At 71.5% G+C, this 23023-nt stretch carries 22 protein-coding genes; 18 read left to right on the forward strand and 4 right to left on the reverse strand.

Translation table 11 applies throughout. The features are described from left to right. Positions 1-318: 318 nt before the first annotated feature. From M8542_RS18450 to M8542_RS18460, 3 genes are all read right to left on the reverse strand, one after another. Positions 319-4077, reverse strand: a complete 3759-nt coding sequence (locus M8542_RS18450) for an nSTAND1 domain-containing NTPase (RefSeq protein WP_257921413.1) — start codon at positions 4075-4077, stop codon at positions 319-321. Positions 4078-4153: 76 nt separating this feature from the next. Then, entirely contained in the window at positions 4154-4612 is a 459-nt protein-coding gene (locus tag M8542_RS18455) for a Clp protease N-terminal domain-containing protein (RefSeq protein ID WP_257921414.1), read from the reverse strand. Between the two features lie 7 nt (positions 4613-4619). After that, entirely contained in the window at positions 4620-4823 is a 204-nt protein-coding gene (locus M8542_RS18460) for a helix-turn-helix domain-containing protein (protein ID WP_257921415.1), read from the reverse strand. Between the two features lie 58 nt (positions 4824-4881). On the opposite strand from M8542_RS18460, the gene M8542_RS18465 reads away from it, so the two are divergent. The 13 genes from M8542_RS18465 to M8542_RS18525 all read left to right on the forward strand — a co-directional run bounded on the left by M8542_RS18465 (position 4882) and on the right by M8542_RS18525 (position 17752). Then, positions 4882-6237 carry an FAD-dependent monooxygenase gene (locus M8542_RS18465; protein WP_257921416.1) on the forward strand — a complete coding sequence of 452 codons (1356 nt, stop codon included), beginning with the start codon at positions 4882-4884 and terminating at the stop codon, positions 6235-6237. 8 nt (positions 6238-6245) lie between these two features. Then, positions 6246-7238 (forward strand): LLM class flavin-dependent oxidoreductase, encoded by a 993-nt coding sequence (locus tag M8542_RS18470; RefSeq protein ID WP_257921417.1) that lies wholly within the window; start codon positions 6246-6248, stop codon positions 7236-7238. 353 nt (positions 7239-7591) lie between these two features. Continuing rightward, positions 7592-8386 carry an MlaE family ABC transporter permease gene (locus M8542_RS18475; RefSeq protein WP_257921418.1) on the forward strand — a complete coding sequence of 265 codons (795 nt, stop codon included), beginning with the start codon at positions 7592-7594 and terminating at the stop codon, positions 8384-8386. A 3-nt stretch (positions 8387-8389) separates the two neighbouring features. After that, positions 8390-9241 carry an MlaE family ABC transporter permease gene (locus M8542_RS18480; RefSeq protein ID WP_257921419.1) on the forward strand — a complete coding sequence of 284 codons (852 nt, stop codon included), beginning with the start codon at positions 8390-8392 and terminating at the stop codon, positions 9239-9241. Then, positions 9238-10512 carry an MCE family protein gene (locus M8542_RS18485; RefSeq protein ID WP_257921420.1) on the forward strand — a complete coding sequence of 425 codons (1275 nt, stop codon included), beginning with the start codon at positions 9238-9240 and terminating at the stop codon, positions 10510-10512. The genes M8542_RS18480 and M8542_RS18485 overlap by 4 nt, the downstream gene beginning before the upstream one ends. Further along, positions 10509-11513, forward strand: a complete 1005-nt coding sequence (locus M8542_RS18490; RefSeq protein WP_257921421.1) for an MCE family protein — start codon at positions 10509-10511, stop codon at positions 11511-11513. Before M8542_RS18485 ends, M8542_RS18490 begins: the two co-directional genes overlap by 4 nt. Next, positions 11510-12493: an MCE family protein gene (locus tag M8542_RS18495; protein ID WP_257921422.1), complete on the forward strand. Its 984-nt coding sequence runs from the start codon at positions 11510-11512 to the stop codon at positions 12491-12493. The genes M8542_RS18490 and M8542_RS18495 overlap by 4 nt, the downstream gene beginning before the upstream one ends. Then, positions 12490-13524 carry an MCE family protein gene (locus tag M8542_RS18500; RefSeq protein WP_257921423.1) on the forward strand — a complete coding sequence of 345 codons (1035 nt, stop codon included), beginning with the start codon at positions 12490-12492 and terminating at the stop codon, positions 13522-13524. Before M8542_RS18495 ends, M8542_RS18500 begins: the two co-directional genes overlap by 4 nt. After that, positions 13521-14579 (forward strand): MCE family protein, encoded by a 1059-nt coding sequence (locus M8542_RS18505; RefSeq protein ID WP_257921424.1) that lies wholly within the window; start codon positions 13521-13523, stop codon positions 14577-14579. Before M8542_RS18500 ends, M8542_RS18505 begins: the two co-directional genes overlap by 4 nt. Continuing rightward, complete coding sequence (locus tag M8542_RS18510; RefSeq protein ID WP_257921425.1) at positions 14579-15778, forward strand: MlaD family protein; 1200 nt, start codon at positions 14579-14581, stop codon at positions 15776-15778. The genes M8542_RS18505 and M8542_RS18510 overlap by 1 nt, the downstream gene beginning before the upstream one ends. An 11-nt stretch (positions 15779-15789) precedes the next feature. After that, a complete protein-coding gene (locus tag M8542_RS18515) occupies positions 15790-16269 on the forward strand; it encodes an Rv1363c family protein (protein ID WP_276586716.1) in 480 nt (159 codons plus the stop codon). Between the two features lie 29 nt (positions 16270-16298). Then, positions 16299-17048: a hypothetical protein gene (locus M8542_RS18520; protein WP_257921427.1), complete on the forward strand. Its 750-nt coding sequence runs from the start codon at positions 16299-16301 to the stop codon at positions 17046-17048. 53 nt (positions 17049-17101) lie between these two features. Then, complete coding sequence (locus M8542_RS18525) at positions 17102-17752, forward strand: hypothetical protein (protein ID WP_257921428.1); 651 nt, start codon at positions 17102-17104, stop codon at positions 17750-17752. Between the two features lie 40 nt (positions 17753-17792). Here the strand turns inward: M8542_RS18525 and M8542_RS18530 are convergent, their stop codons facing one another. Beyond that, positions 17793-18698 carry an RCC1 domain-containing protein gene (locus M8542_RS18530; protein WP_257921429.1) on the reverse strand — a complete coding sequence of 302 codons (906 nt, stop codon included), beginning with the start codon at positions 18696-18698 and terminating at the stop codon, positions 17793-17795. A 406-nt stretch (positions 18699-19104) separates the two neighbouring features. On the opposite strand from M8542_RS18530, the gene M8542_RS18535 reads away from it, so the two are divergent. The 5 genes from M8542_RS18535 to M8542_RS18555 all read left to right on the forward strand — a co-directional run bounded on the left by M8542_RS18535 (position 19105) and on the right by M8542_RS18555 (position 23020). Beyond that, positions 19105-19743 (forward strand): DUF6801 domain-containing protein, encoded by a 639-nt coding sequence (locus M8542_RS18535; protein WP_257921430.1) that lies wholly within the window; start codon positions 19105-19107, stop codon positions 19741-19743. Positions 19744-19819: 76 nt separating this feature from the next. After that, positions 19820-21235, forward strand: coding sequence for a DUF6801 domain-containing protein (locus tag M8542_RS18540; protein ID WP_257921431.1), 1416 nt, complete (start codon positions 19820-19822; stop codon positions 21233-21235). A 9-nt stretch (positions 21236-21244) separates the two neighbouring features. Further along, positions 21245-21811 (forward strand): hypothetical protein, encoded by a 567-nt coding sequence (locus tag M8542_RS18545; RefSeq protein WP_257921432.1) that lies wholly within the window; start codon positions 21245-21247, stop codon positions 21809-21811. Between the two features lie 15 nt (positions 21812-21826). Next, positions 21827-22414, forward strand: a complete 588-nt coding sequence (locus tag M8542_RS18550) for a DUF6801 domain-containing protein (protein ID WP_257921433.1) — start codon at positions 21827-21829, stop codon at positions 22412-22414. A gap of 21 nt (positions 22415-22435) precedes the next feature. Next, on the forward strand, positions 22436-23020 hold the full coding sequence (locus tag M8542_RS18555) for a DUF6801 domain-containing protein (protein WP_257921434.1): 585 nt from the start codon (positions 22436-22438) through the stop codon (positions 23018-23020). Positions 23021-23023: the final 3 nt, after the last annotated feature.

Here is a 23023-nt window from a genome sequence, read left to right on the forward strand (position 1 = left end):
GTTGCTCCACCGATGCCCCCACCACCACCCTCAACGGAGGCGCTCCGCGCCGCAGTGCCCATTCAACGCACCCAATGTGGCCTTCGGTGCGTCTGACGCACCGAAGGCCACATTGGGGCGCTCGGGAGCCGGCGGGAGAAACGCTGAAGGGCCCCTTCGAGGGACGGGGGTGCGGGTTCCCGTGCCCTTGAAGGGGCCCTTCAGACCCCCGGTCAGATGTACGTCTCGTGGACGTTCGCCGTCCGAGGGCATGTCTAGCCGATCCGCGTTGTTCGGTGTCCGAGCCCGGCCACCGAACAACAACGCCGAACAACTTTTTCAGGGACAGGGCGGGTCGTAGTCCAGGCCCGGGAGGCTCTCCGCCCACTCCGGCGCCGTGATGCGGGGCGCCGCGACCGCGCAGATCTTCTCGGCCGCCCGGGCGGGGTCGGTCTCCCACAACCGCACCGTGCCGTCGGCGACCGTCCCGGCCAGCGTATGGCCGTCCGGCGCGTACTGCACGGCGGAGACCCGGTCCCCTTCCTCGGGCAGCACCGCCGACAGCGACGCGCTCGCGACGTCCCACAGCCGGATCGTGTGGTCGTAGCTGCCCGAGGCGAGCGTGGCGCCGTCGCCGCTGAAGGACACCCCCAGCACGTTGTCCGCGTGCCCGGCCAGCACCGCCGACGCCCTCGCGTGCGCCGGGTCGGCGACGTCCCACAGGCGCACCGTGCGGTCGGCGCCCGCGGTGGCCAGCGTCCGGCCGTCGGGGCTGTAGGCGACCGAGAAGATCGTGTCGGTGTGCCCGTCGAGCTCGGCCAGGGGCCGCGGTGTCCGGGGCGCCGAAACGTCCCACAGCCGCGCGGTGTGGTCCCAGCCCGCGCTGGCGAGCGTCCGGCCGTCCGGGGCGAAGGCGAGCGCGTGGACGTCGTCTTCGTGGCCGGTCAGCTTCGCGATCTCCACCGGGCGCAGGCGGTCGGTGAGGTCCCAGAGGCGGACCGTGTGGCCTTCGCCCGCGGTGGCCAGCAGGGTGCCGTCCGGGCTGAACGCGACGGCGTCGATGTCGTCCTTCGGCCGCGAGAACACCACCGGCGGCCCCGGGTGCTTCGGGTCGGTGATGTCCCGCAGCGTCATCGTGTGGTCCCAGCTGCCGGTGGCCAGGGTCCGGCCGTCGGGGCTGATCGCGACGCCGCAGACCGCGTTGCCGAAGCCGCCGATCGTGGCCACCGTCCGGGGCGCGGCCGGGTCGGCGAGGTCGTGCAGCCGCACCACCTGGTCGTAGCCGCCGGTCGCCAGCAGGCCGCGGCCGAACGCGGCGCGGCAGGCCCGCGCGGTGTGCGCCGGGACGGCCGGGCCGGGCAGGTCCCAGAGCCGGGCGGTCTGGTCGTCGCTGGCCGTGGCGAGCGTGCGGCCGTCGCGGGTGAACACCGCCGAGACGACCGCGCCGGTGTGCCCGGGCAGCGACGGCAGCTCGCGCGGCTGCCGCGGGTCGGCGACGTCCCACAGCCGGGCGGTGCGGTCGAAGCCGGTCGTGGCGAGGGTGTGCCCGTCGGCGGTGAAGGCGACCGACCGCACGATCGCCTTGTGCGCCCCGAGCGACGCCAGCTGCGCCGGGTGCGCGGGATCGGCGACGTCCCACAGCCGCGCGGTCTGGTCCTGGCTCGCGGTGGCGAGGACGCGGCCGTCGGGGCTGAACACCGCCGCGTGCACGACGTCGGTGTGCCCGGTCGCGACGCCGAGCGGCCGGCGCGCGGCGACGTCCCAGATCCGGGCGGTCTTGTCGGCCGACGCGGAGGCGAGCAGGCGGCCGTCGGCGCTGAAGGCCAGGTTGTTGACGTAGGAGGTGTGCCCGGTCAGCTCGCCGACCTGCTTCGGGTGCGCGGACGTGTCGTACAGCCGGATCGTGCCGTCGACGTCACCGGTGGCCAGCAGCGCGCCCACCGGGCTGAACGCGACGGCGTACGCCTTGCCCTCGTGCTGCTCGACGATCGTCCCGGGCCCCGGCCGGGCCGGGTCGCCGACGTCCCAGACGCGGACGGTCCCGTCGAACCCGGCGGTGGCGGCGGTCCGGCCGTCGGCGCTGAAGGCGACGTTGTTGACGTTGCCGGTGTGCCCGCTCAAGACGCCGAGCGGGGCCGGGTGGTGCGGGTCGTGGACGTCCCACAGGCGGGCCGTGCCGTCCCAGCTCGCCGTGGCGAGGACCCGGCCGTCCGGGCGCAGGGCGACGGTGTTGATCCGGCCGGTGTGCCCGGTGACGCGCGTCGAATACGGCGTCGCGAACACGCCGAGGAGGCTGCCGCGCTCGTCGGCGCCGGGGTCGAGGCGGTACGCGGCGAGCGCGAGCTGCGCGGCCAGCGCGGGGTTGGTGGCCCGCATAGCCAGCGCCTGGCCGGCGACCTTCTGCGCGAGCGCGTGGTTGCGCTGGTCGGTGGCGGTGCTCTCGGCGTACCCGGCGTAGCCGGTGGCGGCCACGGCGACGACCAGCAGCACCGCGAGCAGCGCGACCAGCTGCCGCAACCGCCGGGTGCGACGGCGGTCGCGGTCCCGCTCGGCGTGTTCGACCGCCAGGCTGGCGTCGAGGAACCGCCGTTCCCGCTGGGACAGCGCGGCGTCCTGGCGGGCGGCCCACTCGCGCGCGATGGCCAGGCGGGTGCCGCGGTAGAGCCAGCCGGGGTCCTCGTCGACGGACTGCCAGGCGTCGGTCGCCTCGGTGAGCTGCCGGTGCACGCGCAGGCCGTCGCGGTCGCGGGTGAGCCACTCGCGCAGCCGCGGCCAGCCGCGGATGAGGGCCTCGTGCGCGATCTCGATGCCGGTGTCGTCGAGGGCGACCAGCCGCGCCGACGCCAGCTCGCCGAGCACGACGGCGGTGTCCTCGTCGTCGGTGTCGAGCTCGCCGCGGCTGATCCGCCGCTTGGTGTCTTCGGTGCCTTCGCCGAGCGCGGTCATCCGGAGGAAGATCTGCCGCGCCAGCCGTTGCTGCCGGCCCGACAGCTTCGCGAACGTGCCTTCGGACGTCTGCGCGATGGCCCGCTCGACGCCGCCGGTGGACTCGTAGCCGGCCAGGGTGAGCGTGGTGCCGCGGCGGCGTCGCCACGTCTCGAGCAGCGCGTGCGAAAGCAGCGGCAACACGGCGGGCTGGCCGGTGGCGTCCGCGACGAGCCGGGACACCAGCGCGTTCTCGACGCGGTAGCCGGCGTCGACGGCGGGCCGCGAGATCGCCTGCCGGAGCTCCTCGGTGGTCATCGGGCCGACCAGCACCTGCGCGTCCTGCATGGCCTCGGCGAGCTCCGCGTGCCGCGCGCAGTGGGTGTAGAAGTCGGTGCGGATGCCGAGCACCACGCGGGTCCGGCTGCCGGGCTCGGTGGTCGCGGTGACGAGCGCGGCGAGGAAGCGCGCGCGTTCCCGGTCGTCCTGGCAGAGGGTGAAGACCTCTTCGAACTGGTCGACCACGAGGACGACGTCGGTGTCGGTCTCGTCGGTCAGCTGACGGGCCGCGAGCCCGAGGTTGCGCGGGTGCGCGGCGAAGTCGTCGAGCAGCGCGCCGGGGGCGACGCCGAGCGCGGCGGCGAACTTGACGGCGCACTCCTGCAACGGCCGGGCGCCCGGGGTGAGCAGCACGGCAGGGCCCTTGACGGCGGGCAGCAGGCCGGCGCGCAGCAACGACGACTTTCCCGAGCCGGACGCGCCGAGCACGGCGAGAAAACGCTGTCTCGAAAGGCGGGCGAGCAGCTTTTCGATCAGGCGTTCGCGCCCGAAGAAACGCCCGGCGTCAGCTGAGGTGAATGCGGCCAGCCCGACGTACGGCGGGATTTCCCCGGAGTCCGGCGCGGGCGGTGAATCGGCACCGTCCGGACGCGACTCTTCGGCGACGACGTGCCAGCGTTCTTCCCATTCGCCGGGCACTCCCCCGCAGGCCCGGACGTAGGCCAGAGTCACGGCCAGGCTGGGGAGTTTGCGCCCGCCGGCGGCTTCCGAGAGCGTGCCGGCGGAGTAGTGCGCGCGGCGCCCGAGCTCGCGGTAGGTCGGATTTCCCGCGTTCTCCCGCAATCGCCGGAGATCGGCCGCGAATTCGGTCAGCGCGTCGTCCCCGGGATCCAAGGGTCGCTCCGGACGCGGCACCCCGTCCTCCTGATTTCCGCCGGTTTCCGCACACCGTATCGGGTGCGGCGCCGCGTCAGGGCCCGGCCGGGGAATTCACCCGCCGTCGGACGGCTTCACGATCCACACCCAGCTCCGCGAGCAGGTCGGCCGCCGGATCCGGCGGGGTCACCGTCAGCAGCACCCGCAGCAGCTCGGCCGGGACCCGCTCCCGGAGCGCCTCGTTGACCACCGCCCGAGCGTTCGACGTCAAGGCGCCCAGGGTCAGCTTTCCGCGCTTGACCGGCACCCGCGGCGGCCGCATGCCCTCCACCTCGATGCCGAGCGCCGCCAGCGCGGCCCGGTCGAGGCGGTCGAGGGCCGCGCGGGCCTGCTCGAGGTCGACGCCGAGGGCGCGGGCGCAGTCCGGGTCGTGGAGCAGGCCGAGCAGCAGGTGCTCGGTGCCGAGCCGGCGGTCGCCGCGGCGGCGGGACTCCGCCAGCGCCGCCGTCACCACCACGGCGAACGGGCTCTTCGCGATCAGCCGGTCGAGCATCGCCGCCTCACTTCCCGTGCTTCGCGTGCACGGACTGCCGGGCGACGCCGAGGGCGTCCCCGATCTGCTCCCACGACCAGCCGCGCTCCCGGGCGTGCGCGACTGCCGCCGCTTCGACCTGCTCGGCGAGCCGGTGCAGCGCGCCGACCGCCCGCAGCGCGACCGCGGGGTCGGTTTCCGAGACCCGCCCGGAAAGCTCTTCCGCTTCCATGGCGTGTCAGTCTAGCCTGACATAGTTCGTCAGTTTGAGCTGACACGAGGAGGCAACCATGGATGTCGCAGTGATCGGAGCCGGCCCGGTGGGCCTCATGCTGGCAGCGGAGCTGCGCCTCGGCGGGGCCGACGTCGTCGTGCTGGAGCGCCGGGCCACCCCGGACCAGCGGCCACGGGCGAACGGCCTCGCCGGCCGGATCGTCGAGCAGCTGGACCACCGGGGGCTCCTCGACCGGTTCCGGGCCGAAGCCGGGTTCGCCGGGCCGCTGCCCGGTTTCCCGTTCGGGCCGGTGCCACTGAAAACGCCGATGCCCGGGCTGATGGTGCAGCAGCCGCGGATGGAGGCCCTGCTGACCGAGCGCGCGCTCGAACTCGGCGCCGAGATCCGGCGCGGGCACGAACTCGCCGACCTCGGCACCGTCCGCGGCCCGGACGGCGACTACCGGTTGGCGGCGAAGTACGTCGTCGGCTGCGACGGCGCGCACAGCCGCGTCCGCGAGCTGGCCGGCATCGGGTTCCCCGGCACCACCGACGACGAGCTGATGCGCCTCGGCCACTTCCGGGCCGACCTGCCGATGTTCGGGTCGGGGCTCGAGCGGGGCTGGAACCGGCGTCCCGGCGGGCGGGTGCTGGTGACGTCGCTGACGCCCGGCGTCCTGATCGCGGGCGTCCGGGAGGTGGCGCCGGAACCGGCAGGCGAGCCGACGCTCGAGGAGTTCCGCGCCGCCGTGCGCCGGGTGCTCGGCACCGACCTGGCGCTGGGCGAGCCGCTGTGGCTGTCGCGGACGGTCAGCTCGGCCCGGCTCGCCGAGCACTACCGCGCGGGCCGGGTGCTGCTGGCCGGCGACGCCGCGCACGTCTTCCCGGCCGGCGGCTCGTCGCTCAACGTCGGGCTGCTGGACGCGGTCAACCTCGGCTGGAAGCTGGCCGCCGTCGTCCGCGGCGCCGGCGAGGCACTGCTCGACAGCTACCACGCGGAGCGGCACCCGGTCGCCGCGCGGACGTTGACGCACACCCGCGTCCAGGCCCTGCTCGACCGGCTGACCGGCGAGGACGGCGACGCGCTGCGCACGCTCTTCGGCGAGCTGGCCGCCTTCGACGAGCCGAAGCGGCACCTGGCCACGCTGCTGCGGGACGCCGACGAGCTGCCGTACGTCCCCGACCTGCCGCTGACCGTCGGCGGCCGGGCCACCCGGGTGGCCGAAGTCATGCGCGCGGCGCGTCCGGTGCTGTTCGACTTCGCCGGCCGCGCCGACCTGCGGGAAGCCGCCGGCCCGGACGTGAAGATCGTCACGGCGGCGTGCCCGGACGCCCCGGCCGACGCGCTTTTCGTGCGCCCGGACGGCGTCGTGGCCTACCAAGGGGACGACGAGAAGGCGTTGCGGGAAGCATTGGCGGCACCGGGGCGTTGACCCCGGTTGTGAGCTCACTGCCTGACGTGCCGCTGTCCGTGCTCGACCTGTCCCCCGTCTCCGAGGGGAACACGATCGGTGAGACACTGCGCAACACCCTGGACCTCGCCCGCGCCGCGGAACGGCTGGGCTTCAACCGCTACTGGCTGGCCGAGCACCACAACATGCCCGGCATCGCCAGCTCCGCGACGGCCGTGCTGATCGGGCACGTCGCCGGCGCGACCGAGCGGATCCGCGTCGGCTCGGGCGGCATCATGCTGCCCAACCACGCGCCGCTGGTCGTCGCCGAGCAGTTCGGCACCCTGGAGGCGTTCCACCCGGGCCGCATCGACCTCGGCATTGGCCGCGCGCCGGGCACCGACCAGCGGACGGCGCTCGCGCTGCGCGGGCCGGGTGGGCTCTCGGCGGAGAACTTCCCGGAGCACCTGCAGGAGCTGATCGGCTACTTCACCCACTCGGAGGCGCGTGGCGTCAACGCGGTGGTGGCCGAGGGCAACCAGCCGCCGGTGTGGCTGCTGGGGTCGAGTGGCTTCAGCGCCCAGCTGGCCGGGCGGCTCGGGCTGCCGTTCTCCTTCGCGCACCACTTCGCGGCCGAGAACACGATCCCGGCGGTGCAGCTCTACCGCGAGAACTTCCGCCCCGGCGTGCTCGACGAGCCGTACGTGATGCTCGGGGTGTCGGTCGTCGCGGCCGAGACGGACGACCGCGCGCAGTTCCTGGCCGGGCCGTCGGGCCTGACGTTCCTGAGCCTGCGCCGCGGCCGCCCGATCGCGATGCCGACCCCGGAAGAGGCGGCGGAGTACCCGTACACGGAGATGGACCGCGCGTTCCTCGCCGACCGCTTCGGCTCGAGCATCATCGGCTCCCCGGAAACGGTCCACAAGGGACTCGAACAGCTCCTGTCCGACACGGACGCGAACGAGCTGATGGTCACGACCATGGTCCACGGCCACGCGGACCGCGTCCGCTCCTACGAGCTGCTGGCCGGTCTCAAGTCCTGACCGATCTGGACGCCACCACCCGCTCGGCCTAACCTGCCGGGTGGGTCCCGGTGGACGAGAATGAGCCCCTCCCACATCCGGGAGGGGATTTTCTTTTCCTTCGTTGACAACAAGATCCGGTCCGTTTGTCAGTACTCGACAAGAAATGCCCGGTTACCAGCCCGTGACCGCGTGATCGTGCTCAAGTTCTTGTCTCCCAGCATGGCCGTCGTTAGCGTACCGACCAGTAGGAAACGGCACGGTGACCCCCGAGACCGTGAATGGCCGACAATTGTTACCCCGTTCGGACCATTTCCCTTTGCTCGACTCGGGTGTATTCGGCGTGCCGTCGGAACCGCTGGGGAGGCACACGAATGGCCGAACGGACGACGACGCCGTCGTTCCCCGGGGCCGCCGCGCTGCGGCAGACCGGACGGCTCTACGGGCTCGGCCTCGACGTCGTCCGGCTGACGTTCCGCCGCCCGTTCCAGCTGCGTGAGCTGATCCAGCAGTTCTGGTTCATCGCGAGCGTCTCGATCCTGCCGACCGCGCTGGTCTCGATCCCGTTCGGCGCGGTCATCGCGCTGCACATCGGGTCGCTGACCACGCAGATCGGCGCGCAGTCCTTCACCGGCGCGGCCAGCGTGCTCGCGATCATCCAGCAGGCCAGCCCGATCGTCACCGCGCTGCTCATCGCCGGCGCCGGCGGCAGTGCGATGTGCGCCGACCTCGGCTCGCGCACCATCCGCGAAGAGATCGACGCCATGGAGGTCCTCGGCGTCTCGCCCGTGCAGCGGCTGATCGTGCCGCGGGTGCTCGCCGCGATGGGTGTCGCGATCTTCCTCAACGGCATGGTGAGCGTCGTCGGCGTGCTCGGCGGCTACTTCTTCAACGTCATCATGCAGCACGGGACGCCGGGCGCGTACCTCGCGAGCTTCTCGGCGCTGGCCCAGCTGCCCGACCTGTGGATCAGCGAGATCAAGGCCGTCATCTTCGGCTTCGTCGCCGGGGTCGTGGCCGCCTACCGCGGGCTCAATCCCAAGGGCGGGCCGAAGGGCGTCGGCGACGCCGTCAACCAGTCCGTGGTCATCACGTTCCTGCTGCTGTTCGTGCTGAACCTGGTGCTCACCACCGTGTACCTGCAGCTCGTGCCGCCGAAGGGGAGCTGAGCCATGGTGACCACCGACGTCCCGAGATCCGCGCGGGTCCGCGAAACCGTCGACCGCGGGTTCGGCTTCCTCGACACCCTCGGCGACCAGATCCTCTTCTTCCTCCGCGCGATCGCCTGGATCCCCCGCGCGCTGCACCGCTACCTGCGCGAGATCGTCCGCCTGCTGGCCGAAGTCAGCTTCGGCAGCGGCGCGCTCGCCGTCATCGGCGGCACGATCGGCGTGATGATCGGGATGACCGTCGCCACCGGCACGGTCGTCGGCCTGCAGGGCTACTCCGCGCTCAACCAGGTCGGGACGTCGGCGTTCGCCGGGTTCGTCTCGGCCTACTTCAACACCCGCGAGATCGCTCCCCTCGTGTCCGGGCTCGCCCTGAGTGCCACCGTCGGCTGCGGCTTCACCGCCCAGCTCGGCGCGATGCGCATCTCCGAGGAGATCGACGCGCTGGAAGTCATGGGCATCCCCAGCGTCCCCTACCTGGTCACGACCCGGGTGATCGCCGGCTTCCTCGCCGTCATCCCGCTGTACGCGATCGGGCTGCTGTCGAGCTACCTCGCCTCGCGGCAGGTCACCGTGTGGTTCTTCGGCCAGTCCGCGGGCACCTACGACCACTACTTCCTGCTGTTCCTGCCCCCCGGCGACGTGCTGTGGTCGTTCGGAAAGGTCCTCGTGTTCAGCGTCGTCGTGGTGCTGGCGCACTGCTACTACGGCTTCCGGGCGAGCGGCGGCCCGGCCGGCGTCGGCGTGGCGGTGGGTCGCGCGGTGCGCACCGCGATCGTCGCGATCAGCGTGCTCGACTTCTTCCTGTCCCTGGCCATCTGGGGTGCGACGACCACCGTGCAGGTGGCCGGATGAGACGCGACACCCGCCGCAAGGCCGGGATCCGCACCGCGGGTGTGCTGTTCCTGGTGGTGATGGGCGTGCTCGTGACGCTCTCGATCAAGGTGTACGACAAGGACTTCGTCTCCACCGTCCCGGTGACGCTCAAGGCGGACCGCATCGGCAACCAGCTCTCGCCGGGCGGGCAGGTCAAGGCACGCGGCGTGCTCGTCGGTGAGATCCGCGAGGTCCGCGCGACGCCGTCGGGCGCCGAGATAGCGCTTGCCCTGGAGCCGGACAAGGTGGACCTGCTGCCGCGCAACGTGTCCGCGTTGCTGGTGCCGAAGACGCTCTTCGGCGAGCGGTACGTCCAGCTGTCCATTCCGGACAGCGATCGCGCCCCGCACCTGCGCTCGGGTGACGTCATCGAGCAGGACCGCTCGGCCAACGCGATCGAGCTGGAACGGGTCTTCGACAACCTGCTGCCGCTGCTCAAGGCCGTCCAGCCGCAGAAGCTCGCGACGACGCTGACCGCGGTTTCGACGGCGTTGCAAGGGCGCGGCGAGCAGCTCGGCCAGACCATCGACACGGCCGCGACCTACCTGAAGGACTTCAACCCGGACCTGCCGACGCTGACCCAGGACATCCACGACCTGGCCACGGTTTCGAAGCTCTACGGCGACATCGCGCCCGACCTGCTCGACGCGCTCAGCGCCTCCGCCGTCACGCTCGGCACGGTCAAGGAGAAGCAGGCCGACCTCGCCGGGGTCTACCAGCAGGTGACGTCGTCGTCCCAGGAGGTCACGACGTTCCTGCAGAACAACCGCGAAAACCTGATCTCACTCGCCGCCGACAGCCGCGCGCCGCTGGAGGTCGCCGCGAAGTACTCCCCCAGCTTCGCCTGCACCATCAAGTCGCTGAGCGCCCTGAAGGACTCCATGGACAAGGTCCTCGGCGCCACCCGGAACGAGCCGGGCCTGCACGCGGACGTCACGGTGACCGCCGACAGCGGCAAGTACCTGCCCGGCAAGGACGACCCGCGCTACACCGGCGGCGGCGAACCACGCTGCTACCCCTCCGGCGTCACCCCGACCGTCGGCACCGCCGCGGCCGGCCCCGGCACCACCGCGCACCCGCTGCTCCCGGGCGGTCAGGGCGACCTCGGCGTCGCGAACTCACCGCAGGAGCAGCAGCTGCTGTCCACTCTGGTCGCGCCGTCGATCGGCGTGCCCGCCGCCCAGGTCCCGGCCTGGAGCAGCGTGCTCGTCGGGCCGCTCTACCGCGGCACGGAGGTGAAGCTCAAGTGAGGAACGTCGCCTCCCCGCTCATCAAGAGCCTCGTCTTCATCGTCGTCACGGCGGTCGCGACCGTGCTGCTGGCCATTTCCATCACGAACTCCGGCGTCGGCGCGGGCGCGGGCTACTCGGCCAAGTTCCTCGACGCGACCTCGCTCAACGTCGGCGACGACGTCCGCATCTCCGGGGTGCGCGTCGGCCAGATCGAGTCACTGGACATCAGCGACCACAACCGGGCGCTCGTCGGGTTCTCGCTCGAGCAGGGGCGCCGGCTGCCCGCCGACGTGAAGGCGGTCATCAAGTACCGCAACATGGTCGGCCAGCGCTACATCGCCCTCGAACGCGGGACGACCGGCACCCGGGACCTGCTGCCCGAGGGCGGCGAGATCCCCCTCGACCGCACGACGCCCGCGCTCGACCTGACCGACCTGTTCAACGGCTTCAAACCGCTGTTCCAGGCGCTGTCGCCGAACGACGTCAACGAGCTCTCCGGCGAGATCGTCCAGGTGCTGCAGGGCGAAGGCGGCACCGTCGAGAGCCTGCTGGCCCACACCGGCTCGCTGACCACCACCCTCGCCTCGCGCGACAAGGTGATCGGCGAGGTGATCGGGAACCTCAACTCGGTGCTCAAGACCGTCAACGGCAAGGGCGACGCGCTGGCGAACCTGGTGTCCACGCTGCGGCAGCTGGTGTCCGGCCTGGCCGGCGACCGCACCGCGATCGGCGACGCCATCAGCGGGATCGGCGACCTGACGCAGTCCACGGCCGGCCTGTTCGAGCAGGCGCGCCCGCCGCTCAAGGAGAGCATCGCCGGGCTGCAGGAGGTGGCGAGCACGCTGGGCCAGAACCAGTCCGAAGTGGACAGCTTCCTGACCAACCTGCCGGTGAAGTTCACCGAGATCGGCCGGGTCGCTTCCTACGGGACGTGGATGAACTTCTTCCTCTGCCGCGCCACGCTCGAAACCAAGCCCCAGCGCGGGGTGTTCGTCCCGACGGCGAGGTGCGACTCGTGAAGTCCTTCAAGGAGCGCAACCCGATCACCCTCGGCGTGGTCGGCAGCGTCGCGCTGGCCGCGCTGCTCACCGTCACCTTCAACTACGACAACCTGCCGATCGTCGGCGGCGGCACCCTGTACCGGGCGGAGTTCTCCGAGGCCGCCGGCCTGCAGGCGGACGACGAGGTGCGGATCGCCGGCATCAAGGTCGGCGAGGTCCGCGACGTCACCCTGGACGACGACCACGTCCTGGTGTCATTCCGGGTCAAGAACGCCTGGATCGGCGACCGGACGACGGCCGACATCAAGATCAAGACGTTGCTGGGCCGCAAATTCCTCGCGCTGAACCCCACCGGCGACGACGTGCAGGACCCGGACCGGCCGATCCCGCGCACCCGGACCGTCACGCCCTACGACGTCACCGACGCCTTCAACGGACTGGCCGACACGGTCGGCGCGATCGACACCAAGCAGCTCGCGGACAGCTTCACCACGCTGTCGGACACCTTCCGCAACTCCCCCGAGCACGTCCGCAGCGCGCTCGACGGCCTGTCCCAGCTGTCCAAGACGGTGTCCAGCCGGGACGGCGAGATCGCCGAACTGCTGGCCAACGCGCGCAAGCTGACCACGACGCTGGCGAACTCGAACGACGACTTCGAGAAGCTCATCGACGACGGCAACCTGCTGCTCACCGAGCTGAACAACCGCCGCGACGCGATCCACAACCTGCTGACCGGCTCGGCGCGGCTGGCCGACCAGCTGCGCGGGCTCGTCGCCGACAACAACGACCAGCTCAAGAAGGCGCTGACCGCCCTGGACCAGGTCACCGACCTGCTGCGGCGGCAGAACGACAACCTCACCAAGGGCTTGCAGCTGGCCGGGCCGTACTTCCGCGTCGTCACCAACACGACCGGCAACGGCCGGTGGATCGACGCCTACCTCTGCGGGCTGCTGCCCGAAAACCACGACCCGTGCACCGCGCCCGGAGGTGCCAGATGAGCGCGCTGACCACCACCCGCGCCGGGGTCCTGACCAGCCGGTTCATCGCCGCCGCGCTGCTGCTCGCGCTCGTCGTGACCGCCGCGCTGTGGTGGGTGTTCGCCGGCAGCGGGCAGCACCACGTCACGGCGTTCTTCTCCCGCGCGGTCGGCGTCTACTCCGGCTCCGACGTCCGGGTGCTCGGCGTCCGGATCGGCCAGGTCGACACCGTCACCCCGCGCGGCGAGCAGGTCCAGGTCGACATGACGATCGACGGCTCGGTCGGCATCGCCGAGGACACCACCGTGCTGGTGATCGCGCCCAGCGTCGTCGCCGACCGCTACGTCCAGTTCGCCAAGCCGGCCCGCGGCGGGCCCCGGCTGCCGGACGGCGCGTCGATCCCGGTCGCCCGCACCGCGACCCCGGTCGAGCTCGACCAGCTCTACGCCAGCCTCGACACGCTGTCGAAGGCACTCGGCCCGAACGGGGCGAACTCCCAGGGCGCGCTGTCGGACCTGCTCAAGACCGGCGCGCAGAACCTGCAGGGCAACGGGCAGGCGTTCAACGACAGCGTCCGCAACTTCGCGCAGCTGGCCCGGACCCTGGCGGGCAACTCGAGCGACCTGTTCGGCACCGTCGACGAGCTGCAGCGGTTCACGACCATGCTGGCCACCAACGACCAGCAGGTCAGCGGGGTCAACCAGCAGCTGTCGCAGATCTCGGGCACGCTGGCCGCCAACAGCGGCGAGCTGAAGCACGCGCTGAACAGCCTCGGCCAGGCGCTCGGCGACGTCCAGGCGTTCATCCGCGACAACCGCACCGCACTGAAGTCCAATGTGGACAACCTGGTCGTGACGACCCGGACGCTCGTCGAGCAGCGCCAGTCGCTGGCCGAGACGCTCGACGGGGTGCCGCTGGCCGTCACGAACGTGCTCAACGCGATCGACCCGGACACCGGCGCCCTGCGCGGCCGCGACAACGTCCTCGAGTACTACCCGCCGACGCCGCTGCCGATGACCGGTGACGTCTACACCAACGGGGGTGGGCGATGAAGCGGGTCCTCGCCGCCGTGAGCGTCGGCTGCCTGCTGCTCGCGGGCTGCTCTTCGGGTGAGTTCAAGGGCGTCTACGACCTGCCGCTGCCCGGCGGCGCCGACCTCGGCGACCACCCGTACGCGGTGACCGCGCAGTTCGCCGACGTCCTCGACCTGGTGCCGCAGGCCGCGGTGAAGGTCGGCGACGTCCCGGTCGGGCGGGTGCGGGAGATCCGGCTCGGCGCCGACGGGTGGACGGCCGAAGCCGTGCTGGACGTCAACGGCGACGTCGTGCTGCCCGCCGACGCCATCGCGCGGCTGCGTCAGTCCAGCCTCCTCGGCGAGAAGTTCGTCGAGCTGGCCCCGCCGGACGGCGAAGCGGCGAGCGCCGGCCCCCGGCTCGCCAACGACGCGACGATCCCGGTGTCGCGCACCAACCGCAACCCCGAGTTCGAGGAGATCTTCGGCGCCCTTTCGCTGCTGCTCAACGGCGGCGGGATCGGCCAGCTGCAGACGATCAACCAAGAGCTGTCGAAGGTGATGGACGGCAACGAGGAGCAGATCCGCTCGTTCCTGTCCGGGGTCAACACGCTGATGACCGACCTGGACAGCCACCGCTCGGACATCACCGAGGCGCTCGACGGGCTCAACCGGCTGTCCGCGACGCTCGCGAACCGGCACGAACAGGTGGCCGGCGCGCTGACCGACCTCACGCCGGGGTTGCAGAGCCTGAGCGAGCAGCGCACCCAGCTCGTCTCGATGCTGCAGTCGCTCGACCGGCTTTCGACCGTGGCCACCGACGTCGTGAACCGCAGCCGCGACGACATGGTCGCGGACCTGCGCGCGCTCGCCCCCATCCTGGGCAGCCTGGCCGACGCGGAGGACTCGCTGCCGAAGTCGCTGCAGATGCTGCCGACGTTCCCGTTCCCCGACTCGGTGCTGCCGGCGATCAAGGGCGACTACGTCAACGTGTACACGTCGATGATCCCGGCGGCCGGAGTGCCGTTGCCGCCGCCCGGCGAAGGCGTCCCGCCCGGGCTGCCGACGCTCCCGCTCGGTTCGGGAGGCCAGTGATGCTGACCCGGAGGGTGCGGATCCAGGTGGTCGCGTTCGTCGTGATCGCCCTGGCCACGACGGCGTTCGTCGGGGCGAACTACGCCGGGCTCGGCCGGTTGTTCGGCTCGGGCAGCTACACGGTGAAGCTCGAACTCGCCGAAGGCGGCGGGTTGTTCACCAACGGCGAGGTGACCTACCGCGGCGTCGCCGTCGGCCGGGTCGGCGAGCTGCGGCTCACCACCACCGGCACCGAGGCCGACCTGCTGATCGACGACGGCGCCCCGCCCATCCCGGCGAACTCCGCGGCGGTGGTGGCGAACCGGTCGGCGGTCGGCGAGCAGTACGTCGACCTGCAGCCACGCACGGCCGACGCGCCGTACCTCGAAGCGGGCTCGGTCATCCAGCGCGAGTCGACGACGTTGCCGTTGCCGGTGAACAACCTGCTGACCGACCTGGACTCGTTCACCGCGTCGGTGCCGACGCAGGACCTGCGCACGGTGGTCGACGAGCTCGACGACGCGCTGCGGGGCGCGGGCCCGGACCTGCAGACGCTGATGGACTCGGCGACGACGTTCACCCACGAGGCGAGCGCGAACCTGCCGCAGACGTCGAAGCTGATCGGCGACGGCGCGACGGTGCTGCGGACCCAGGTCGACTCGTCGTCGGAGTGGCGCTCGTTCAGCGGCAACGCCCGGATCTTCGCGCAGCAGCTGGCCAGCTCCGACGGCGACCTGCGGCGGCTCATCGCGACCGCTCCGCCGGCGGCGACCGAGCTTTCGTCGCTGCTGAAGGAGAACGACCCCGGCCTGCCGATCCTGCTGGCCAACCTGCTCACGACGGCGCGGGTGTTCGGCACCCGCACGGCGGCGGAGGAGACGCTGCTGGCGAACGTGCCGCGCGCGGTCGGGGGCGTCGGGTCGGCGCTGACCACGAAGGGCGACGCCCTGCGGATGGAGCTGGTGCTGAACTTCGACAACCCGCCGCCGTGCGTGCAGGGCTACGGGAGCACGCCGCACCGGCCGACCGATGACGTTTCGCCGTTGCCGCTCAACACCGGCGCGGCCTGCACGCTGCCGTACGGCAGCGAGAGTTCGGTGCGCGGCTCGCAGAACGCGCCGCACCCCCCGGTCCCGGCCCCGGCACTGCCGCCCGGCCTGACCGGACTCGACGGGCAGGCGACGTCGACGAGTCTCGAGGAGATGCTGTGGCTGCGGTGAAGTACGGCGCGATGGCGGTCGCGGTGGCCGCCGCGGTGTTCGCGGGCTGGTCGGGCTACTCGTGGTACGCGGCGTCGCACGACTCGGCGCTCACGTACGGCGTCGCGCGCGACGAAGCCCTGACGAGCGGCCGGACGCTGGTGGCGGAGCTGACCAGCCTGGACTACCACGACGTGAACGGCGGCTTGGGGCGCTGGCTGTCGGCCTCGACGGGTCCGCTGCACGACCAGCTGGCCCGCACGGACGACACGACGAAGAAGACCCTGACGTCGAACGCGACGGTGGCGACGGGCCGCGTCCTCGACGCGGCGCTGAGCGAGCTGGACGAGCACGCCGGGACCGCGAAGATGCTCGCGTCGGTGGAGATCACGATGGCCAAGCAGGGCACGTCCCCGGCGGTGAAGCGCAACCGCTTCGCGGCGGCCCTCTCGCGGACGCCCGACGGGTGGAAGCTCAGCGCGCTGGACCAGCTGCCGGTGGGTGCCCGATGAGCCGCGCGGTGTCGGAGGACCAGGAGACGGTGGCCGAGGTCGAGACGGCCGACGGCTCGGCCCGGCCCGAAACCGGCAGCCACCCGGCCCCGGCCGAGGTCGCCGCCGATGAGACCGAGCAGGCTGCCGCGGGTTCGACCAGCTCGACCGAGCGCGACGCCGCCCGCACCCCCGAGGCTCCCGAGGCTCCCGAGGCTCCCGAGGCGGCACTTTCACGTGAAAGTGCCGCCTCGGAAGAGCCAGAGCTGCACTTTCACGTGAAGGTGCAGCGTCCTGCCTGGCTCCGCCTGCCTGCCCTGCTCCTGGCCGCCGCCCTGGTCCTGACCGGCGCCGGTGTCTGGTTCACCCTCGAAGCCCGCGCCACCTCGGGCAACCCCGCCGCCGGCAACGTCGCGCTCACCGATGTCGGCGCCACCGCCGACGTCACCTCCGCGATCACCCTCGCGATGAACCGGATCTTCTCCTATTCCTACGACAAGACCGACGTCACCGAAAAGGCCGCCGCCGGGGTGCTGCGCGGATCCGCGAAGGATTCCTACGACAAGCTCTTCGCCGAAGTCCGGCAGAAAGCACCCGAACAGAAACTCGTGCTCACTTCGCGCGTTTCGGCGATCGCCGTGCAGGAACTCCGGAATGGTCACGCGCGGTTACTCGTCTTTCTCGATCAATCAGCCGTACGGGCCGACAACAATGCGACCGACAGTGCCGCGGCACAGCTTTCCGTGACCGCGGAACACACGGGTGACGGCTGGGTCGTCACCGAACTCGAACCGCGCTGAACCGTTTCCGGGAGCACCCGGGAACGGATGGGAAACGCACAAGGAGGACAACCATGTCCGTGGCAACGCAGCTGAGGAGACTGGCCGTGCTCACATCGGCGGCGGCACTCACCCTCACCGGGGTCGCGGTGACACCGGCGTCGGCCGACGTCATCCCGATCCCCGTGTCCTACAAGGTCACCGGCAGCACCACGGTGAAGAAGACCGGCAGCGCCATGAAGCTCGGCCCCGGCTCGCTCAAGGGCAACCTGCTGATCGACGACCAGACCGGCTCGGTCGGCCTGAGCGCGGACCTGGCGCTGCCGCCGTCGCAGGCCGACATTTCCCTGCTGTCGGGCATCTTCCGGATCAAGGCGAAGGTCAAGGTGACCCCGCTCGGGCCGGCCACCGGCACCATCGCCGACGGCGACCTGGTCACGCACGCCAAGGCCAACATGGAGATCTACGACATCTGGGCCGGCCCGATCATCCCGGTGATCCCGCTGCCGACCGTGCCGGGCAGCTGCAAGACGAAGACCCCGCTCGACCTGACGCTGTCCGCGCACGACATCGACATCACCGCGCCGGCCATCACCGTGACCGGCACCTACACCATCCCCGAGTTCAGCAACTGCTTCATCGCCGACATTGCCCTCGGCGCCCTGGTTTCGGGGCCGGGCAACACGATTTCGCTCGACCTGGCCAGCGACGCCGCCTTGAAGTGACGCACGCGGGTGGCGGGCCGGTGCCCGCCACCCGCCCGGGTCAGCAGGGCGCGGCCGGGTCTTCCTTCAGCGCGAAGCTGTCGTTGTCCCCGGCCGAGACGGCGAACACCGGCCCGCACCAGGGGAAAGTCGACTCGCCGACGAAGTTCGAGCCCCAGACCACCACCGAGCCGTCGGTCTTGTACGCCACGTTGTGGTTGAACCCGGCGTCGATGCCCACGACACCCGACAGCGCCTCCGGCGGCACCTCGGCCTGGTGGAAGTTGTCGCGGCCCCAGGCGTAGACCTGCCCGTTCTTCAGCGCGAGGCTGTGGCTGAACCCGGCGGAAACCGCCGTGACACCCGAAGAAAGCCCGGCCGGCACCGTCGCCTGCCCGTAGGTGTTGCTCCCCCAGGCCAGCACGCCGCCGTTCTTGAGCGCCAGGTTGTGGTCGCCACCCGCGGAAATCGCCGTCACACCCGACTGGGCGCTCGCCGGCACGTCGGTCCGCGTCCCCCAGCTCACCACCAGCCCGCCCTGCTTGAGGGCCAGGCTGTGCATGTTGGACGTCGAGATCGCGATCACCCCGCTCGACACCGAGGCGGGCAGGGTCGTCTGGCCGTACCAGTTGTTGCCCCAGGCCAGGACTTTGCCGTTCTTGAGGGCCAGTTCGTGCCCCCAGCCCGACGCGATCTGGCTGACCCCGGACGTCGCCGCCGCCGGGATTTCGTTGGCGCCCCAGTTGTTCGCGCCCCACGCGAGGACCGCGCCGCCCTTCAGCGCCAGCGCGGTCGTGCTGCCCGCCGACACGGCGGTGACGCCGGCCAGCGCGCTCGCCGGCGGGATCGTCACGTCGTAGTCCGGCTTGCCCCAGGCGATCACGCCGCCGACGGTCGCCGCGGACGCCGGCTGCGCGAGCACCGAGACGGCCACCGCCGCCGTCACCGCGAATGCGGCGCCCTTCACTGATACCCGTCCACAACGGGAAGTACCCGGCACGGTAGCCTCATTTCTCCGGTTTCGTTATCCGGGATTGCGTCGGCAAGATCATGAATGGTAGACCGTGCCGAACGGCAGATCGCCGTGGCGGCCGTTCTTTGTCAAAATCCGCCAAATCCGCGACACAGCCTGCTCGGCCCGGCACAAGAAATCGGTGCCGCTCGCCGGGGCCTCACCCGCGCAGTCGCGAAGTCTTGTTCCTTACTGAACTGACGAGTAGCCTCGATTCCGGCAGATGGACCTCCACCTCGCTTGCCGATGAATCGCGACCACCACCCGGGGCAATGGGGACGGTGAACGCGATGGGGGCACACGGCGGCGAGCAATCGATCAGCCAAAGCCGAGACTGAACTGAATCAAAGGAGATGAAGCCATGTCCCGACTCAGCAGGCTGTCCGCCGGCTTCGCCACCACCGCGACCGCCATCGGCGCCATCGCGGTGCTGACCGCGGGCACCGCGGCCGCCGCCACCGTCACCTACGCCGCCGGCGGTTCGGCGGGCCTCACCTACAACTGCACCTTCCCCGGCATCTCGCCGCAGCCGGTCGCGATCACCGCGCACCTCGACGCGCCGGACACCGTCGTGCACAGCACCACCGTCACGCCCGCCAACGTCGGCGGGACCGCGACGATCAGCGCGACCGTCCACTCGTTGCTGACCGCGGTCGGCTACGACGGCATCCGGGGCAAGGCGACCGTGCCGGTGACGGCGTCGGCGGGCACGCTGTCGCAGCCGTCGGCCAGCGGGCTGGACATCCCTCAGGTGATCTACCCGACCGGCGGGCCGATCACGGTGGTCATCTCCCAGGACTCGGGCTCCAGCATCCCGAACTGGACCGCGCCCTCCAGCGCGGGCTCCGCCACCCTGTCGCTGACGAGCGGTCTGTCGGCGAACCTGGAGTTCCACAAGAAGTCCACCGGCGCCTGGTCGCCGTGGACGATGAACTGCACCCTCAAGGTGACCAGCCCGGCGCAGAACACCGCGTTCAGCCCGAGCATCACCGTCTCCTGACCGGGTTCCCGGTGCGGGTCCTCCCCTGGCCCGCACCGGGACGTCCCGTCCCTTCCCCACGCACCCAGGGAACCTGATGCCACGTCGAGCCCGGCCCCGCACCCTCACCGTTTCCGCGCTGGCCGCCGTCGGCCTGCTCTCCGCGGTGAACGGCGCGCTGACCGGGGTCGGTTCGGCCGCCCCCGCGCCGGCGGTCCCGCCGGACACGAAGGCCACGGCGTCGGTTTCGGTGACGTGCCCGTTCGCCGACCCGCTCGGCGCGCGGAAGCTCACCACCGAGTCGGCGGTGACCTTGCCCGCGCAGGCGAAGACCGGGACTTCGGCCGAGCTCGGCGCGTTTTCGGCGAAGCTCACGCTCCCCCACGACGTCGCGCTCTCGTACCTGCCCGAAGGGGCGACCACCGGCTCGCTGCGCGGCGCCGTGCACGTCGACCTGGCTGTGCACCAGGGCGACAAGGCGGACCAGGTGCCGGTCGACCTCACCGTCGCGGCCACCCCGCTGCCGGAGACCGGTGACCTCGCCCTGACGGCCACCGGCACCGTGCCCGCGATCGCCCTGAACACCGTCGGCCCCGTCACCTTCGACGTGACCGCGCCGGCGCTGTCGCTCGAACCCGTCCCGCCGCCGGACACCGCGGCCACGCAGCCGGCCCCGCGGGTCGCGTGCACCCTCGACGCCGACCAGGCGACGACGCTGGGCAAGGTGCTCGTCCTCCCGAAGACGACGCCGGGCACCAAGCAGAAGCAGCAGCAGGCCGCGGCCGCCGACGCGCCCGGTCCGGGTGACCCGCCGACCGACGAGGAGTACCCGGTACCGCTGAGCCTGGTCACGGTCCTGACGAAGTCGACGGTCAAGAAGCTCGGCGCGACGATCGTCGGCGAGCCGGCGTTCCTGTTCAACGGCCTGTTCATCCTCAACCTGGTCGACGGCAGCTCCCGGGTGACGGGGTCGACCACCTTCGCCCCGGCGACCTCGGCGTTCCTCGGCTTCGGGTTCGTGCCGGTGACCGCGACCGTCGAGTTCCTGCCGGTCGACTGGCGCGACAGCAAGGTCATCGAGATCGCCGGCAAGATCACCACCGATCCGGACACCGGGGCCACCTCCCTCGACACGACGCTGCAGGTGATGGCCCGCTTGAGCGGCGCGAAGGTCAACGGCGTCCCGCTCGACCTCGGGTCCGGGTGCGTGACGAAGGAACCGGTGAAGCTGACGCTGACCGGGCCGTACGACCCGTTCGGCATCGGCCACCTCCGGACCGACGAGAAGACGGGCTTCGCGCTGCCCGCGTTCACCGGCTGCGGCGCCGGCGGCCAGGACCTGAACCCACTGCTGACCGGGATGAGCTCCGGCCCGGGCAACCAGGCGTTCGTCGACACCTACAACCTGATCGTCTGCACCGAACCGGACCACACCCAGTGCCCGCCGGGATCCGACGGCCCGCCCCCGGAGCAAGCGGCGGCGAAGAAGGCGGCGGCCAAGCACCCGAACTGAGGGGGAACCATGAGGATCGCACCGGCCGTCGCGGCGGCGCTGCTCGTCACCGGCCTGACCGCGGGCACCGCGAACGCGACGATTGTGACGAACACGGGGATGCTGACCTACAACTGCACGTTCCCCGGGGTCACGCCGCAGCCGACGACGCTGGTGGCGCACCTGGACGTCACCGATCCCCACCCGGGCCAGCCGTTCACCGTCACGCCCTACGCCACGGTGACGTACTCGGCCGCTGTGAAGGCGTTGCTGGGCGCGCTCGGCTACGACCAGGTGCGCGGCTCGATCAGCACGACCTTCAGCGTGGTCAACGCGACCCCGCCGACCGGGGTTCTCGCGGGGGCGCTCCCGGCCAACCCCTTCACCAGCGGCTCGGTCACCGGCACGCCCCAGGTCTTCACCGCCGACGCGGTGGCGGGGTCGGTCAGCTTCGCGATGGGCACGGGGATCAGCGAATCCCTGGAGTTCCACAAGAAGGCCACCGGCACGTGGACCGCGTTTGCGTCGACCTGCACGATCAAGGCCACCAGCCCGGCGCAGAACCGAGCGTTCCAGCCGGACGTCCCGATCACCTGAGGCGGAGGCGAACAGATGCGCCGCACTCTTTCCGTGGCCGTCGTGACGGCGGCCGCGCTCACCGCGCTCGCCGGGCCGGCTTCGGCCGACACGCTCTACGCCACCAACGTGCTGACCTACACCTGCACGTTCCCCGCCACCGGCGCGCAACCGATGGACACGGCGGCCCGGTTCACCGGCCCGGACGCGGTCGCGTCCGGCGGCAGCGCGTCGCTCTCGGACTTCTGGGGCGGCTTCGGGGTTTCGCAGCAGCTGTACACCTTGCTCACCGTCTACCTCGGCTACGACGGCGTCCGGGGCTCCGGGACCGTGCCGGTCACGGCCACGAACGCGACCACGGGCACGACCGTCGGCGTCACGGTCCCGGAGCAGTTCTGGGGCCCGGTCCACCGGACGTTCGACTTCTACGGAACCGGCCCGGCGACGGTCACCGCGGGCTACCCCGGCGCGGCCACCTTCAGCCTGGCCACGCCGTTCTCGCTGGCGATCGAGCTGCACCGGAAGCAGAACAACACCTGGCTGCCGTGGACGTTGAACTGCGCGGTCAAGGTGACCAGCCCCGCACAGAACCGGACGTTCTCGCCGAGCCTCACGGTGACCTGAGGCGTCCATTGTGGAGGATTCATGCGCACCCGCCTGACCGCGGCGCTCGTCGTCGCGATCGCCGCCACCACCGACGTGGCCGGACCCGCCGGCGCGAGCACGTTGTTCCAGTCCGGGACGGCCGGCTACACCTGCGTCTTCCCGGGCTCGTCCGTGCAGCCGGTCACCATCACCGAGGAGTTCACCGGCCCGGACACGGCCGCGCCCGGCGCGGTGTTCACCCTCACGAACCTCTCGGGGAGCATCACGCTGTCCGCCGGCGCGCTCGCGGCCCTGACCGCGGCCGGGTACGACGGCACCTCCGCCGGCGCGAGCGCGATGATCGTCACGCCGACGAACGCGACCGGCACCGGAACCGGAACGGCCGGCCTGGTGCAGGCGGCGACCTGGGGCACCGGCCCGGCGACGATCACCTTCCGCGGCGGGCGCCTGCCGTTCACGGCCGGCACGTCCGGGGAGATCACGTTCCGCCGCAGCAAAGTGCTGTCCCTGCTGCTGTCGCTGCACCGTTCGCCGGGCAGCACGGCCCGGACCAGCGTCGACCTGGCCTGCACCCAGCCCGAAGGTCAGGTCACTCCCTTCACCCCGGCGCTGCCGATCGGCTGACCC

Origin of the sequence: Amycolatopsis iheyensis (assembly GCF_024703995.1) — a bacterium.
Lineage (GTDB): Bacteria > Actinomycetota > Actinomycetes > Mycobacteriales > Pseudonocardiaceae > Amycolatopsis > Amycolatopsis iheyensis.